Consider the following 13,786-nt stretch of genomic DNA (forward strand, 5'->3'; position numbering starts at 1 on the left):
GAAGCAGACAGGAATAAACGCATCGGAACCTCATACTGAATTTCGTGCAGGCTATCGGAAATGCCGCGTCACGGGAATCAGGTTTCGGGGCATTAATGCCAGAATTTTGTGACCCAACCAGAGCGCTTAGATCACAAAAGTGCCATCAAGACCGCCACGCCCAGAAGCGCGGCCCAGGCGCGCCACAACAGCCAGGCCGCCGCCTCGATATCGTTCGGCCCCGAGTCGTGGCGCCCCTCGGGGTTCACAAATGGGAACTCGCGCATCTCGCCGTCATAGGATCTCGGTCCGGCCACGGCGACGTCCAGCGCGCGCGACATGGCCGCCTCCGGCCAGCCCGCGTTGGGCGAACGGTGGCGACGCGCGTCGCCTACGATGCCGTGCCAGGCCCCCCAAAGCCCGGTGAGGCCAGTGAACAAGAGCGCCGTCAAACGGGCCGGTATCCAGTTCAGAAGGTCGTCAAAGCGTGCCGCCGCCCAGCCGAATTCCTCGTGTCTTGGCGTGCGATACCCGATCATAGAATCCGCCGTATTCGTCATCTTATAAAGAAGCATCCCCGGCAGACCGCCGATCGCATACCAAAAGATGGGGGCGGCAACCCCGTCCGAGAAATTCTCGGCCGCACTCTCGATCGAGGCCCGCGCAATGGCGGGGCCATCCATCGCGCGCGTGTCTCGGCCCACGATTCGGGCCACCATCACGCGCCCATCCCCGACCGACAACCGAAGAGCCTTGGCGACGTCGCGGACATGATCCACCAGGCTGCGATGCGCCAGCAGGACGGCGCACAGGAGTGTCTCGCAAAGCCAGGCGAGCGGCAGCGCCTTCACAAGCCACCCCACCGCCAAAGCCGCAACGCACATTCCAACCAAGGACAATGCGCCCTTTAACCTGCGCCGCGAACCGGCGTTGAACCGGTCATCGAGCCGCCCGACCAAGCGGCCCATAAGGACCGCGGGATGCGGCAGGCGATCCCAAAGCCAGCGCGGCTCCCCCAGGATTGCGTCCAAAATCATGGCGATTGCGAGTGTCATGTCCGGGCGCTCTCGTTAACTTTACCTTAGCAAATAAGCCTTAAATCCGGCACTGACGTTGACGTCAAAGGAAATTCTATCATTTCTGATGTACAAGCGGCTTGTTGGCCCATTTTGGGGGAATTCCGAATCGCTCGATCCACCCATGCGGGAATTTTTGCCACCGTCGAAGTGAGATTGCGCGGCGCTCTTTTCCTTCGCTCGCCCGCCTAGAATCAGACTCAGAAACGCGCGAGACCTTCATGGCGCGGGGCCTCTGTTCGCGGCCTTGGAAGTTGATCGCACCCATCTAGATTGCTTTGCCGCCAGACGCGCCCGCCTCGGTCAACGCGCCACCGCGCCCGAGACGTGAAACGGGCTTTGAAACATCGCCTTCAGAGGTGCGGCAAGAACCGGTCATCCTCGATACACACCCTGTGGCGAGGCCAGTGGCACGGCCCTAAAAACCGCCCGGCGCCGCGCATACTATACTTGGCCAGGCGCCTATTGTCCCGCGCAAACCCCTGTTATTCCTCAGGAATTGGGGGATGCCTTGTAACGAAGTGACCTTTGATGGACTGCGGCCACTGACGGTAAGGAACCTGCCCGGTTTCGCTCTCTTCAAAGAGCGCGGCGTAGTCGACAATGCCCTGCGCGGCGTCCTCGTTGGGCTCGAAATCACCAAGCGTGTAGGCGAGTTTCCCGGCCCCCTGCACCGTGATGTTGCAGCCATTCTTGCAGCCCATCAGGCAGGAATGCCGCCGCGCGCGGACCGGCCCGTCGGCGCGAATCAGCGCCTCAATGGCCTCGGCCAAACGCTCGCCATCGGTCTCGCCTTCGGGGCCGCCGTCCCAGTTTTCGCGCTTGCAGGTGTCGCAGATCGTGATCCAGGTGGTCATAGTCGCCTCATCTTTGCGGATCCGTTCAATCCGATCCGCGTTGGATAGGCAATAGCGCGTCTTGTTAACGATTTATTTGGCGACGTTAACGATCTGTTAGGGATTTAGTCACAATTTGCGGACATTGGGACTGAAACCGGAGCCAATGGGGTGGGTCCGGTCCCGGAGGCATTATGCGAGTTCTCATCGTAGAGAGTTGTCCAGAGCTGGCACGGCTATGGTCTGCTTACTTACAACGCCAAGGTGCCGAGGTCGTCGTGGCCGCCTCCGAATCGGGCGCGGTTGATCACCTACGCGACGGCACCGTCGACGTGATTGTATTGGACTTGGTCCTGGAAGTCGGCAGCGCCTTCGCTGTGGCCGACTTTGCAAGCTATAGCCAGCCATCGGCCCGGGTGATCTTCGTCACGAACACCACGTTCTTCTCGGACGGGTCGATCTTTCGGCACATCCCCAACGCCTGCGCCTACCTGCCCAGCGGCACCTCGCCAGAGGATCTGGCCGCCGTGGTCGACCATTACGGGCTGGCGCATTAGGTCGTTCTAAGGAACGACAGGAACTGTCGCCAATCATAGGCAAGCAGGTCGTGCCCGCCCTGTCTTTGGTGGAACCCCAAAGCCGCGTCTGAGAACGCGACCTCTGGGGTGGCATCTGGCCAAGAGCCCGGCGTTGCGTCCGGCCAGGCCCGCGCCGCGCAGCGCAGCGCCTGATAGCTCCCCGCCGGGTCGGCCCAGAGGTCCTCCGCGCCCTGCGCAAGGTAGACGCGGCGCGGCGACAAGAGCGCGAGCAGGTCCTGCTGGTCCAACCCGGTCGCCGCCTGCGGATCGACGACGGCCCAATGCGGGAAGCGCTCGACCAGCTGCGCCACGGTCTCGCCCGCGGGATGCGCCGCGGGCGCCGCGCCCAGGCAGCCCGATTGGTTGGCAAAAACCGCTGCAATCCGCTGGTCCTGCTCCGCGGCCCAAAGCGCCGCCTTGCCCAAGCGCGAATGCCCGACGGCAATCACCGGCGCGCCGCTGGTTTGAGGCAGCTGATGCGCCACATCCACCAACCGCAAGAGCGCCCAGGCCCAAAGCGAAATCGCGCCGGTGGGATGCGATAGCTGGCTCTTTATCAGCGGATAGACCCCGTGCGCCTGCCAGCCCTGCGGATCATCCGGCGTCCAGGATCCATAGCAAGAGGTCATCACCGCATAGCCCTGCGCGGTCAGCAACTCGATGGGCCAGCGATGGGCCGCCGTGCCGCGCAAGGTGTCGGTCAAACGGCCCTCCGCCGCGCCCAGATCCGGTCTGGGATGCACCCTTGCATGCGGGTCCAGCGGAAAGGCCTCATCCGCCAGGATGCCGGCGGGTCCGACAAAGTCCAGCCCCAGGATCACAGGCACAGGTACAGACCCAGGCCGATCCGGCAACCAAAGCGCAGCATCGACGGTAAATCGCTCGACGCCGCATCTCAGCGTTAGGCAGAGCCGCTCGGCGCGCGCACCCGGCAACAGGTGCCGCTCGATCTCTACCGAATCCGGTGGCGGCGGAACCTCGCCGTATATCAGCCGCGCAAACGCATCGACGGACGCGTCCGGGTTTAAGGCCAGCGCAGCCACGCGCTAGGGCAGCCAGCCGTCAAAAAGGGGATGCTCCGCCCCCAGGGGCAAGCGCACCGGAGCCTCGGCACGCGCAGAGTGGTAAACCGCCGTGACGAACTCCAACGAGCGCCGCGCGTCGGCCAGGGTCACGGCAACATTCGGCTGGCCGTCCAAAGCATCCGCCATCGCAGCGAAGAGCCCGGCGAAACCCACGCTCTGAGGCCCGACCTTGGCCAGCACCGCATCTAGCGCCGCCTGCTCGGTCGGCGCGCGGGCCAGGAACCGCCAGGGCGCGGCGGCGGGGGCATAGGGGGCGTGGTCGGATTCCACCGTGAAGCCCTCGAACATTAGCCGCATCCGGCTGGTGTTATCCGCCGCGCCCAGGGTCACCGAAGAGGTGACCAACGCGCCCTCCTCCATCCGCAGGGTGATCGCCGCGCAATCCTCCACCTCGATGTCATTCACTCGGGTGGCCAGCTCGGCATAGACGCTGGCGACGGGGCCCAGCACGGCGGGCAGGAAGTCGTGAATATGGATTGCGTGACCCAGGATCGCGCCGCCCTGCTCTCCGGCCCAGGTGCCGCGCCAGTCGATCGCGTAATAGGCGGCGTCGCGGTCCCAATGCGTCTCCAGCGTGCCCGCATAGCAGCGCCCGGCCAGCCCCGCGTCGATCAGCGCGCGCAGCTGCGCCATGCCGGTGCCAAAGCGGTACTGGAAGACCGGGAAGACCTGCCCGCCGGTCTCCTCTGCCTTGGCGATCAGCGCGTCGGCCTCGGCCAGCGAGGCCACAAGGGGCTTCTCGCAGACCACGGTTTTGCCCGCCTCCAAGGCGGCGACGCAGGCGCCGTAATGCAGGTGCGGCGGCAGGCAGACATCGACGATGTCCACCCCCGGATCGGCCAGGACCTTCTGAAAATCCGCCTCATAGCCCGCGCCGAACCGGTCCGCGATGGGCGCGGCGCGGGCCTCGTCCAGATCACAGATGCTGTGCAACCGGAACCGATCCGGCAAGGCGGCATAGCCCGCGCAATGCTGTGCGCCGATCCCGGCGCCGATGACCGCGACGCTACGCATCTTGGCCCTCGGCCTTCATCTGCGCGGTGATCGCGATCTGCATGGTGCGGAAGGTGTGCTCCTGCGGCGCGGCGCTCCAGCTGCGCGCCTGCACGTCGGCGACCAGGCGTGGGAAGTAGGGCAGTTCGGCATCCGAGCAGTCGATATGGCGGTTCTCGCTGCCGTTCACCAGATAGAGGTTATCCGTCCGGTGCGGCTGCCCGATTTCGGTGTATTTGCGGCACTCGATGGTGCCCTCGGTCCCCAAAAGAAACAGCCGCCCGTCGCCCCAGGTCGGCAGGCCATCGGGGGTGAACCAATCCAGCCGCAGATAGCCGTGGCCCTTGTCGCCCACCAGGGTCATCTCGCCGAAATCCTGGAACCCGGGCTCGGCGGGCATCGTGGTGTTCTCGACCAGCGCGTGGCCCACCTGCACCTCGGTGGAGCCGGTGAAATGCAGGAACTGGTCCACCTGATGCGAGCCGATATCGCACAGGATCCCGCCATAGCGCGCGCGCTGAAAGTACCAGGGCGGGCGCGTCTTAAGGTTCTGCTTGTGCGGCGCCAGGGTGACCACCTGTATGACCCGCCCGATGGCGCCCTCGGCCACCAGCTCGGAGGCGCGGGTGGTGGCGCGCACCTCGAACCGCTCCGAGAAGTTCACCGACCAGATGCGCCCGGTCTCGGCCTGCACCTGCTTGATCTCGGCAAGCTGCTCCAGCGTGGTGCAGCCCGGCTTGTCGACCATCACATCCTTACCCGCGCGCATCGCCTCAATGGCCAGGGCGGCCCGGTCGGCGGGCACGGCAGAGATCAGCACCATGTCCACATCGCTGTCCAGAACGGCCCGCCGGTCAGCGACCTTGGCGACCTCCGGGAAGACCTGATTGAACTTCTGCTCGGTCACCGCAGGGCCGTCCGTCCAGTACTGCGCGCAGGTGCAGCCCTGGGCCTTCATATTGGCGAGCATGCCAAAGATGTGCCCGTGATCGATGCCAAGTACTCCGAGTCTTAGGGTCATCCTAGCTGTCCTCTACGGTGGTTCTTCTGCCCGTGGCGGCGGCGCTTTCCAGCGCCGCGATCAGCCTATGAACCTCTAGCGCGTCACGACCGGTGACCAAAGGATCGCGATCCTCGTGGATCGCCGCCACGAAATCCTCGATCACAAAGCGGTGCCAGTCCGAAGTGAAGGCCATCGGGTCGGCCCCGGCGCCAGAGGCGGCGGCCTGCCCCAGCGTCTCAACCGAGCCGTCCTGGCGCGAGATGGTCAGCGTGCCCGCATCAAGATGCGCCGAGCCCTGGGCGCAATGCAGCGTGATGGTCTCGCCCCGGCCCGGGAAGCTCGCCGTGGTGGCAAAAAGCTGCCCCACCGCGCCATTGGCAAAGCGCAATCCGGCACAGACGAAATCCTCGGCCTCCATCTGGTGGAACCCGCTAGTGGCGGCCATGGCGGTGACCTCGGAGACCGGCCCGGTCAAAGACAGCATCAGGTCCAGGGTGTGGATCGCCTGGCTGATCAGCACGCCACCGCCGTCGCGCGCATAGGTCCCGCGCCCCGGCTCGTCGTAATAGGCCTGGTCGCGCCACCAGGGCACGTTGACCTCGACCGCGCGCAGATCGCCTAGCGAGGTCATCGCGGATCGCAGATCCTCCACCACGGGCCGGGCGCGATGCTGGAGCATGATGCCCAAGGGGACATCCGCCCGCTCGCAAAGCTCGACGAGCTCTGTCGCTGCGGCAAGCGTGCGCTCGATGGGTTTCTCCATCAAGATCGGCTTGCCCGCGGCCACCAGCGCCTCGACATAGGCCATTCGCCCGTTGGGCGGCGTCGTCAGGATGACGAAATCGGCATCAGAGGCGGTCACGTCCTCGATGGTAGCGACCTCCGCAGGGCCCGGCCACTCCGCCAGGAACGCGGCCCGACGGGCCGCCGTCCGTGAATAGACAAGCGACAGATCCGCGGCCTCTGTGTTCCGGAAGGCATCACCATAGGTCTTTGAGACCATGCCGAGCCCAATCAGTGCAGCCTTCATCCGGTCATCACTCGCTCGTCTTCGCCAAAGATGTGGAACGCCTCGGTGGGTAGGGTCACGCCGATCTCTTGGCCGCGGGTCAGCGGCACCTGCTCGGGCAGCTGCACCGTAAGGCGCTCGCCATTGGCGAAGGCGGCGTAGATATAGGTCACCGCACCGAGCTGCTCGAAATTCTGCACTGTCACCGTCGCATCCCCCGCGCCGTCCAGCGACACGCCAATCGCCTCGGGCCGGATCCCTAGGGTGACGGCCTCGTTGCCCCGTGCGGGGACGCCTCGGCCTATGCCGCAGTCGAGCACCAAATCCTGGCCGGACAGCTTGCCGGCGAGGAAGTTCATCTGCGGCGCCCCAATGAACCCCGCCACGAACTTGTTCGCCGGGTTGTTGTAAAGGTCCAGCGGCTTGCCCACCTGCTCGATATTCCCACCGCGCAGCACCACGATCCGGTCGGCCATGGTCATCGCCTCGATCTGGTCATGGGTGACATAGATCATCGTGTTGCCCAGCTCGGCATGCAGGTTCGAGATCTCCACCCGCATCTGCAGGCGCAGCTCGGCGTCCAGGTTCGACAGCGGCTCGTCAAAGAGGAAGATCACCGGCTCGCGCACGATCGCCCGCCCGATGGCCACGCGCTGGCGCTGCCCGCCCGAGAGCTGCCCGGGGCGGCGCGCCATAAGCTGGTCGATCTGCAAGAGCTTGGCGGCCTCATTCACCCGCCGTTCGATCTCGGCCCGGTCCATGCGGAAGTTCTCCAGCCCGAAGGACAGGTTCTGGCGCACCGACATATGCGGGTACAAAGCGTAGCTTTGAAACACCATGCTGAGCCCGCGCTCGGAGGCCGGCACGCTGTTCACCCGGTTGCCCTGCAAAACGATGTCGCCCGAGGTCGGGTCATCCAGCCCCGCGATCAGCCGCAGCAAAGTGGACTTGCCGCAGCCCGAGGGCCCCACGAAGACCACGAACTCGCCCTCCTCGATCTCCAGGTCGATCCCATGGATCACCTCCAGATCGCCCCAGGACTTGCGGATCTCTTTCAGTTCTAACGCGTGCTCGGTCATTTCAGCCCCGTTGTGGCGATACCGGTTGTGATGAAGCGCTGCAGCCAGACGAAGACCAGCGTGATCGGGATCAGCGACACGACCGTCATGGCCAGCACGTAGTGGAAGGCGATGTCGAACTCGCCCGAGAATGTGGTCAGGCCCAGCTGGATCGTGTGCAGTTTTGGGTCCGAGATCAGCACGATCAGCGGCCAGAGGAAGTCGTTCCAGCGCCAGATCACGCTGAGGATCGCCAAGACGCTGAGCGCAGGCAGTGACAGCGGAATGATGATCCGCCAGAAGATGCGCCATTCCGAGGCCGCATCCATCCGCGCCGCCTCCAGCAGCTCGTCGGGGATGGTCAGCATGTATTGCCTGAGCAGGAACACCCCCGTGGGCGTCGCCGCCGCCGGGATGATCACCCCCCAGAGCGAGCCGAATATCCCAAACGACCAGACCACAAAGAACAGCGACACCAGGATGATCGAGTTCGGGATCAGCAGCGTCGCGATGATCAGGATCGTCACCGTCAGCCGCCCGCGGAACTTGTACTTCGACAGCGCGAAGGCCGCCATCGCGTTGATCAAGAGCGTGATCAGGGTCGCGGCCACGGTCACGAAGATCGAGTTGAAGAGATAGGTGCCGAAGCTGAAGAAATCCTGCCCGTTCCGTTTCAAGAGCGGGTCAAGGTAGTTCTCGGTCGCCACGCGGATCTCCTCGTTGGGGCGCAGCTGCTTGCGGGAGGCCTGGAACACCTCCTCGGGGTTCTCCAGCGTGGCCACGTCGGTCAGCTTGCGGGTCGGCCCGGCCTTGTAGACATAGCTGACCGAGCCGTCCTCGGCATGGAACTCCCACACGGTCTTGGTGCCGACGCCCTCGACCTCGGCCTCGACCTGGGCATAGGGCACCAGGCGGGTGTCGAACGTGTCCAGCGTGCGCTCGGGCTTGATCGAGGAGAAGAACGTCCAAAGCACCGGCACCAGGATGATCAGAACGCCCAGCACCAGGTAGGAATAGGCCAGGAAATCCGCGACACCGAACCGGTCGGCGCGGTCGTTGCTGCCCCCGGCGGTGCGGGTGAGGAAGGTGACAAGGCGGCTCATCTCCTCGCCCCCCAATTCAGTGCAGATGCGGCAGGGATCGCGCGCAGACCGTTCACCACGACTGATGGCCAGAGCGACGCCTTCGCGGATGGCAGGTTCGAGCCCCGCTCGCGCCGAAATGGCGCAGCGAAACCTCGCATTTCTTCATGAAATATCAACCCGGCTGCGCGCAGAATCTGCGGGTGGTGGTCGGGGTCCAGGCTCGGGGTAGTCCCCGAGCCAACCACCCGTGGAGGGTGGCGCGATTCGGGTTGAGATAAGGTTAACTCAAACGGCTTTTGGCGCGCGCGCCCCGGCATAGGACGCGAACGCGCAGGTCCCGCACAAGCCTGTGGCACAAGAAGGTCAGACCAGGGCGTGCGTGTGACGCGCAAAGGTCGCAAGGCGGAAAAGGGCGCGCAAATCATAGGTCGGATTGCCTCCGCGTGATCCAGAGCTGGACGAAGGTGAAGACCGCGATCACGATGGCCATCAGCACCGAGCCCGCCGCCGCCTCGCCGTAATCCGGCACGTTGTTGGTGAAAGCGATCTCGTAGATGTTCTGCACGATCATGAAGGTCTCGCGCCCCGGCCCGCCGCCGGTCAGCAGGTAGACCTCGTCAAAGATCTGGAAGCTGCGGATCAGGCTCAGCACGATCACCACGGTCAGCGTGGGCATCACCAGCGGCAGGGTGATGCGCCAGAAGGCGCGGAAGGGCTTGGTCGCGTCCATCTTGGCGGCCTCGTAAAGATCCGTGGGGATCGCCTGCAGCCCCGCCAAGAGGATCAGCATGTAGAAGCCCATGTGGCTCCAGCAGAATACGAAGACCAGCCAAAAGAACGGCCAGTTGGTGTTCGGCGTCACCAGCCAGTTGATCGGGCGGTAGCGGCCGAAATCGAACACCGCGTCGAACTGGATCGACAAGAGCAGCGCGGCGGCGATCACCGCGGCGACCATCAAGGCGATGCGCGCCCAGGTCTGGCCGCTGCCCACGACCCATAGGATCGCGGCGCCCAGCGCCGCCCCCAGCCAGAAGCTGCCCGGCATCCCCAACAGGCTCAGCGGGTTGGCCCAGCTCACCAAGAGCGCCAAGAGCCCGGCCAGCACGGCGGTCCAGGCCAGGGAGGGATCGCGGCCCGAACGGGCCGCCGCCCGCTCGAAGACCACCATCAGCACCACGGCCATGACCACCGTCATCACCATGTCGAACCCGGTCAGCCCCGCTAGGCCAGACAGCGAGTCGCGCGTGCCACCGATCACCTCGTTCAGCACGCCCTTGCGGTGCAAGACCCAGTTCCAGATGTTGGCGATCACCACCGGCGACAGCATGACGGGGTAGAAGAACATCGCGCGCCAGAACCCGCGCCCCTTGATGTTCTTGTTCACCACCAGCGCGGTCAACAAGGCCGCCACGCAGAGGATCGGCACCTGGATCACCACGAACCAGAGCGAGTTGAACATCCCCGTCCAGAAGTTGAACCCCGCGTTGGTGCAGGTCTTGGGGCTAAAGATCGTCTCGCAATTGAAGATGTCGCGGTATTTCTCGAACCCCACAAAGGGGCGGTTGATCAGGTTGATGCTCTCGCCGCCGGTCAGCGAGACGTAGAAGTTCAGGATCATCGGCACGAAGGTGAAGAACCCGAAGATGATCAGGTTCGGCATCAAGAGCGCGTAGGGCACGCCGCCGCGGCCCCAGATCGACTGGGCGTACTCCACCGGGAAGCCCAGCAAATCGGCGGCGAATTGCGGCGCCTGGCGCAAGCGGTAGCTGCGCCGCGACAAGAGCCACAGTGTCCCGCCGCCGACCCATAAGAGGCCGAGCAGTGCCATGATCATTCCGGCAATAGACATGTTTTGGAACCCACCCAGGGATCAGGGGCGCGCGTCGCGCCCCCGATCTTTGCGATTTATGAGGATCACTTGTTGTTGGCGTTGGTGTCCAGGTCTTCCTGGATTTTCTCCAGCGCCTCGTCGAGGCTCAGCTCGCCATTCATCGCCGAGGCCAGGTACTGCGTGGTGGCGTTGAACATCACGAAGCCGAACTTAGAGCCCTGCAGCCGATAGGCTTGCGGCGTTTGCTCGGCTGCGACGGCGGCCATCTTGGTGAAGGCGTCCAAGCCCTCGGCCACCGCGGGGCCGGCGCCCGCGCCTACGTAATCCAATCCTTCGGCCTGCAGCTTGGCGTGGGCCGGGATCGCGTAGGTGCGCGTGTACCATTCACGCGCCTGATCGTCGGCCCCCATCCAGGCGACGAACTTCGCCGCTGCGTCCTCTTTCTCGCTGTCGCCCGACTTGAAGGCCACCAGGCCCGCGCCGCCCGGCATGATGCCGCAGCCCGCCGGGCCGCAGGGCACCGGCACCACCGTCCAGTCGAAGGAGTCGCCGACATTGTTCTGCACGTTGCGGGTGTTCCAAGAGCCGGACATGTAGAACGGCACTTCTTGGTTAAAGAACATCTCGTTGCCGTTGGCGTATTTGCTGCCCGAGACGGCGGGCCAGATGTCTGGCGGCATCAACCCACTCTTGTGCCAATCCAGCATAAGCTGCGCGAATTCCTTATAGCCGTCATCGACAATGATCTTGCCGTCATCGCTGAAGTAAGCGGCGCCATAGGACATCGCGGGCCCGGCCATGCGGTGGCCAGAGCGGTCCATGACCATGCCAGCATAGCTGTCGGTTGCGTCCATAACGGCCTGGGTCGCCTCCGCCCAGTCCTCCCAGGTCGCGCCCGGTCCTGGCAATTCAACCTCGGCCTCTTCGAACATGGTCAGGTTCACATAGGGCCCGGTGACGGTCATCTCGGTGTGATAAGCGTAGATCCCGCCGGGCTTGCCCGCGCGGTACCAAGACAGCACGGAGCCATAGTTGGCCTCCCACGCGTCGGCGTCCACATGCGGGGTCAGGTCCACATAGTAGGGGTTCAGCCCGCCCAGGTTCGTCACAAAGGCCAGATCGGGGCCGGTGCCCGCCTCTAGCTGGATCGGCAGTTGCTCGCGGATCACGTTATAGCCGACCTGGTTAACGGTGATCGTTACGCCCGGGTTTTCGGCCATGTACCGCTCAACCAGATCGCCGACGACCGGTCCTTTCAGATCGACGTCGCTGATCATCAGGTCCAGGTCCGCCGCCCAGGCGCCGGTGCCCAGCAGCAGGGCCGTGGTCAGCGCGGTGCCCGCAACCTTGTATTTTAGATGCATCGTCATAATTCTTACCTCCCAAATGTACCCATCGGCATTAGCTGCAATGGGCAGGTAATGAATACTGCAAGCAGAGTTCGAGTTGGGTCAACCGGCTTCGCTCGTTCGCGCCAGGGGTATATGAAATATATTTCACTCCCGCCGCCCAACTGGCCGTTGCCGTTTACAGCGGGTCGCCGACGTTCTATGCGAATTGAATCGAATACCCGTACGAGAAAGGCGCCGCCGTGGCCAATCACCTCTATCAGAAAGACCTGCCGGATGGGCTGGACCTGGGCCCTGTTGTGGCCATCGACTGCGAGACGATGGGGCTGAACCCGCATCGCGACCGGCTGTGCCTGGTGCAGATGTCCAACGGCGACGGCAACGCGCATCTGGTGCAGGTGGCCAAGGGGCAGAGCCAGGCGCCGAACCTGGCGCGCATGCTGGGCGACCCCAACGTGCTCAAGCTGTTCCACTTTGGGCGCTTTGACATCGCGGTGCTGCTGCAGGCCTTCGGCGTGCGGACCGCGCCGGTCTACTGCACCAAGATCGCCTCGAAGCTGGTGCGCACCTATACCGACCGGCACGGGCTGAAGAACCTGCTGGACGAGCTCTTGGGCGTGGACATCTCCAAGCAGCAGCAGATGAGCGACTGGGGCGCGGCAGAGCTGACCGAGGCGCAGCTTGACTATGCCGCCTCGGACGTTTTGTACCTGCACCGCATGAAAGAGGCGCTGGACGCGCGGCTGGCGCGCGAGAAGCGGACCGAGCTGGCGCAGTCCTGCTTCGACTTCTTGCCCGCCCGCGCCGAACTTGACCTCAAAGGCTGGCCCGAAATTGACATATTCGCCCATTAACCTGGACGCATGCTAAACCGGATGGACCAGAACAAGTTCCTCTCCACAGGCCGCCGCGTGGTCACCCGCGAGGCCCAGGCGTTGCACCTGCTGTCGTCCGCGCTGGATGACAGCTTTGGCCAGGCGGTCGAGATGATGCTGGGCGCCACGGGGCGCGTGATCGTCTCGGGCATGGGCAAATCCGGCCATATCGCGCGAAAGATCGCCGCGACCTTTGCCTCGACCGGGACGCCCGCGCATTTCGTGCACCCCGCCGAGGCCAGCCATGGCGACTTAGGCATGATGGCGCAGGGCGACGTGGCGCTGGTGCTGTCGAACTCTGGCGAGACCGCCGAGCTGGCGGATCTGGTCGCCTACACCCGCCGCTTTGGGATCTCGCTGATCGGGATCGCCTCGCGCCGCGAAAGCACCCTGCTGACGCAATGCGATGTCTGCTTGGTGCTGCCGCCCGCGGATGAGGCCTGCGAGCAGGGGATCGTGCCGACCACGTCAACCTCGATGTCCCTGGCCCTGGGCGACGCGATGGCCATCGCCATGATGGAGCACCGCGAGTTCACGCCCGAGCATTTCCGCCAGTTCCACCCCGGCGGCAAGCTGGGCGCACGGCTGAGCAAGGCCGCCGACCTGATGCATACCGACCTGCCGCTTGTGTCGCCCGACACCGATATGGGCGAGGCCCTGCTGGTGATGAGCCAAAAGGGCTTTGGCGTGCTGGGCGTGCAGGACGAGACGGGGCTGATCGGTGTCGTCACCGACGGCGACCTGCGCCGCAACATGGACGGCCTGCTGGAGCGCACCGCGCGCGAGGTCATGACCGCCGAGCCCACCACCATCGGCCCCGACGCCCTGGCCGAGTCCGCCGTGGCCGTGATGAACGAGCGCCGGATCACATCCCTCTTCGTGGTCGACCCCGAAAGCAGCCGCAATGCGGTGGGCATCCTGCACGTGCATGACTGCCTGCGCGCCGGCATCGGCTAGGCGCGAAGATCCGCGCAACCACCAAATGCCAAGATGCCGCAGTAGTCCTGCGCCGCGGAATGAATAAGTTGT

Annotated in this window: 13 protein-coding genes; 3 read left to right on the plus strand and 10 right to left on the minus strand. The window is 64.5% G+C overall.

Annotation, left to right across the window (positions count from 1 at the left end):
* Positions 1–131 precede the first annotated feature (131 nt).
* Positions 132–1,034 carry an adenosylcobinamide-phosphate synthase CbiB gene (gene cbiB, locus AIOL_RS03615; RefSeq protein WP_049641622.1) on the minus strand — a complete coding sequence of 301 codons (903 nt, stop codon included), beginning with the start codon at positions 1,032–1,034 and terminating at the stop codon, positions 132–134.
* Between the two features lie 506 nt (positions 1,035–1,540).
* Entirely contained in the window at positions 1,541–1,912 is a 372-nt protein-coding gene (locus AIOL_RS03620) for a DUF1636 family protein (protein WP_049641623.1), read from the minus strand.
* A gap of 173 nt (positions 1,913–2,085) precedes the next feature.
* Between AIOL_RS03620 and AIOL_RS03625 the strand changes: the two genes are divergently transcribed.
* A complete protein-coding gene (locus tag AIOL_RS03625) occupies positions 2,086–2,448 on the plus strand; it encodes a response regulator transcription factor (protein ID WP_049641624.1) in 363 nt (120 codons plus the stop codon).
* On the opposite strand, the gene AIOL_RS03630 is transcribed toward AIOL_RS03625, so the two are convergent.
* The 8 genes from AIOL_RS03630 to AIOL_RS03665 form a co-directional block, all read right to left on the minus strand.
* The gene (locus AIOL_RS03630; RefSeq protein WP_049641625.1) at positions 2,445–3,512 is read right to left on the minus strand and encodes a glucuronyl esterase domain-containing protein; all 1,068 of its coding nucleotides are present in this window, start codon (positions 3,510–3,512) and stop codon (positions 2,445–2,447) included. The two genes, AIOL_RS03625 and AIOL_RS03630, sit on opposite strands and share 4 nt — an antisense overlap.
* Positions 3,513–3,515: 3 nt before the next feature.
* Positions 3,516–4,568 (minus strand): Gfo/Idh/MocA family protein, encoded by a 1,053-nt coding sequence (locus tag AIOL_RS03635; protein WP_049641626.1) that lies wholly within the window; start codon positions 4,566–4,568, stop codon positions 3,516–3,518.
* On the minus strand, positions 4,561–5,568 hold the full coding sequence (locus AIOL_RS03640; RefSeq protein ID WP_049641627.1) for a Gfo/Idh/MocA family protein: 1,008 nt from the start codon (positions 5,566–5,568) through the stop codon (positions 4,561–4,563). Before AIOL_RS03640 ends, AIOL_RS03635 begins: the two co-directional genes overlap by 8 nt.
* A 1-nt stretch (position 5,569) precedes the next feature.
* Entirely contained in the window at positions 5,570–6,580 is a 1,011-nt protein-coding gene (locus AIOL_RS03645; RefSeq protein ID WP_049641628.1) for a Gfo/Idh/MocA family protein, read from the minus strand.
* Entirely contained in the window at positions 6,577–7,638 is a 1,062-nt protein-coding gene (locus tag AIOL_RS03650; RefSeq protein ID WP_049641629.1) for an ABC transporter ATP-binding protein, read from the minus strand. Before AIOL_RS03650 ends, AIOL_RS03645 begins: the two co-directional genes overlap by 4 nt.
* Positions 7,635–8,720 (minus strand): carbohydrate ABC transporter permease, encoded by a 1,086-nt coding sequence (locus AIOL_RS03655; RefSeq protein WP_049641630.1) that lies wholly within the window; start codon positions 8,718–8,720, stop codon positions 7,635–7,637. Before AIOL_RS03655 ends, AIOL_RS03650 begins: the two co-directional genes overlap by 4 nt.
* Positions 8,721–9,123: 403 nt before the next feature.
* On the minus strand, positions 9,124–10,530 hold the full coding sequence (locus AIOL_RS23900; RefSeq protein ID WP_160314397.1) for a carbohydrate ABC transporter permease: 1,407 nt from the start codon (positions 10,528–10,530) through the stop codon (positions 9,124–9,126).
* Between the two features lie 86 nt (positions 10,531–10,616).
* A complete protein-coding gene (locus AIOL_RS03665; RefSeq protein WP_049641631.1) occupies positions 10,617–11,903 on the minus strand; it encodes an ABC transporter substrate-binding protein in 1,287 nt (428 codons plus the stop codon).
* A 221-nt stretch (positions 11,904–12,124) separates the two neighbouring features.
* On the opposite strand from AIOL_RS03665, the gene AIOL_RS03670 reads away from it, so the two are divergent.
* Both AIOL_RS03670 and AIOL_RS03675 read left to right on the plus strand, forming a co-directional pair.
* A complete protein-coding gene (locus AIOL_RS03670) occupies positions 12,125–12,736 on the plus strand; it encodes a ribonuclease D (protein WP_049641632.1) in 612 nt (203 codons plus the stop codon).
* Positions 12,737–12,757: 21 nt separating this feature from the next.
* Positions 12,758–13,714: a KpsF/GutQ family sugar-phosphate isomerase gene (locus AIOL_RS03675; protein ID WP_049641958.1), complete on the plus strand. Its 957-nt coding sequence runs from the start codon at positions 12,758–12,760 to the stop codon at positions 13,712–13,714.
* Positions 13,715–13,786: the final 72 nt, after the last annotated feature.

Origin of the sequence: Candidatus Rhodobacter oscarellae (assembly GCF_001078595.1) — a bacterium.
GTDB classification, from domain to species: Bacteria; Pseudomonadota; Alphaproteobacteria; order Rhodobacterales; family Rhodobacteraceae; genus Rhodobacter_B; species Rhodobacter_B oscarellae.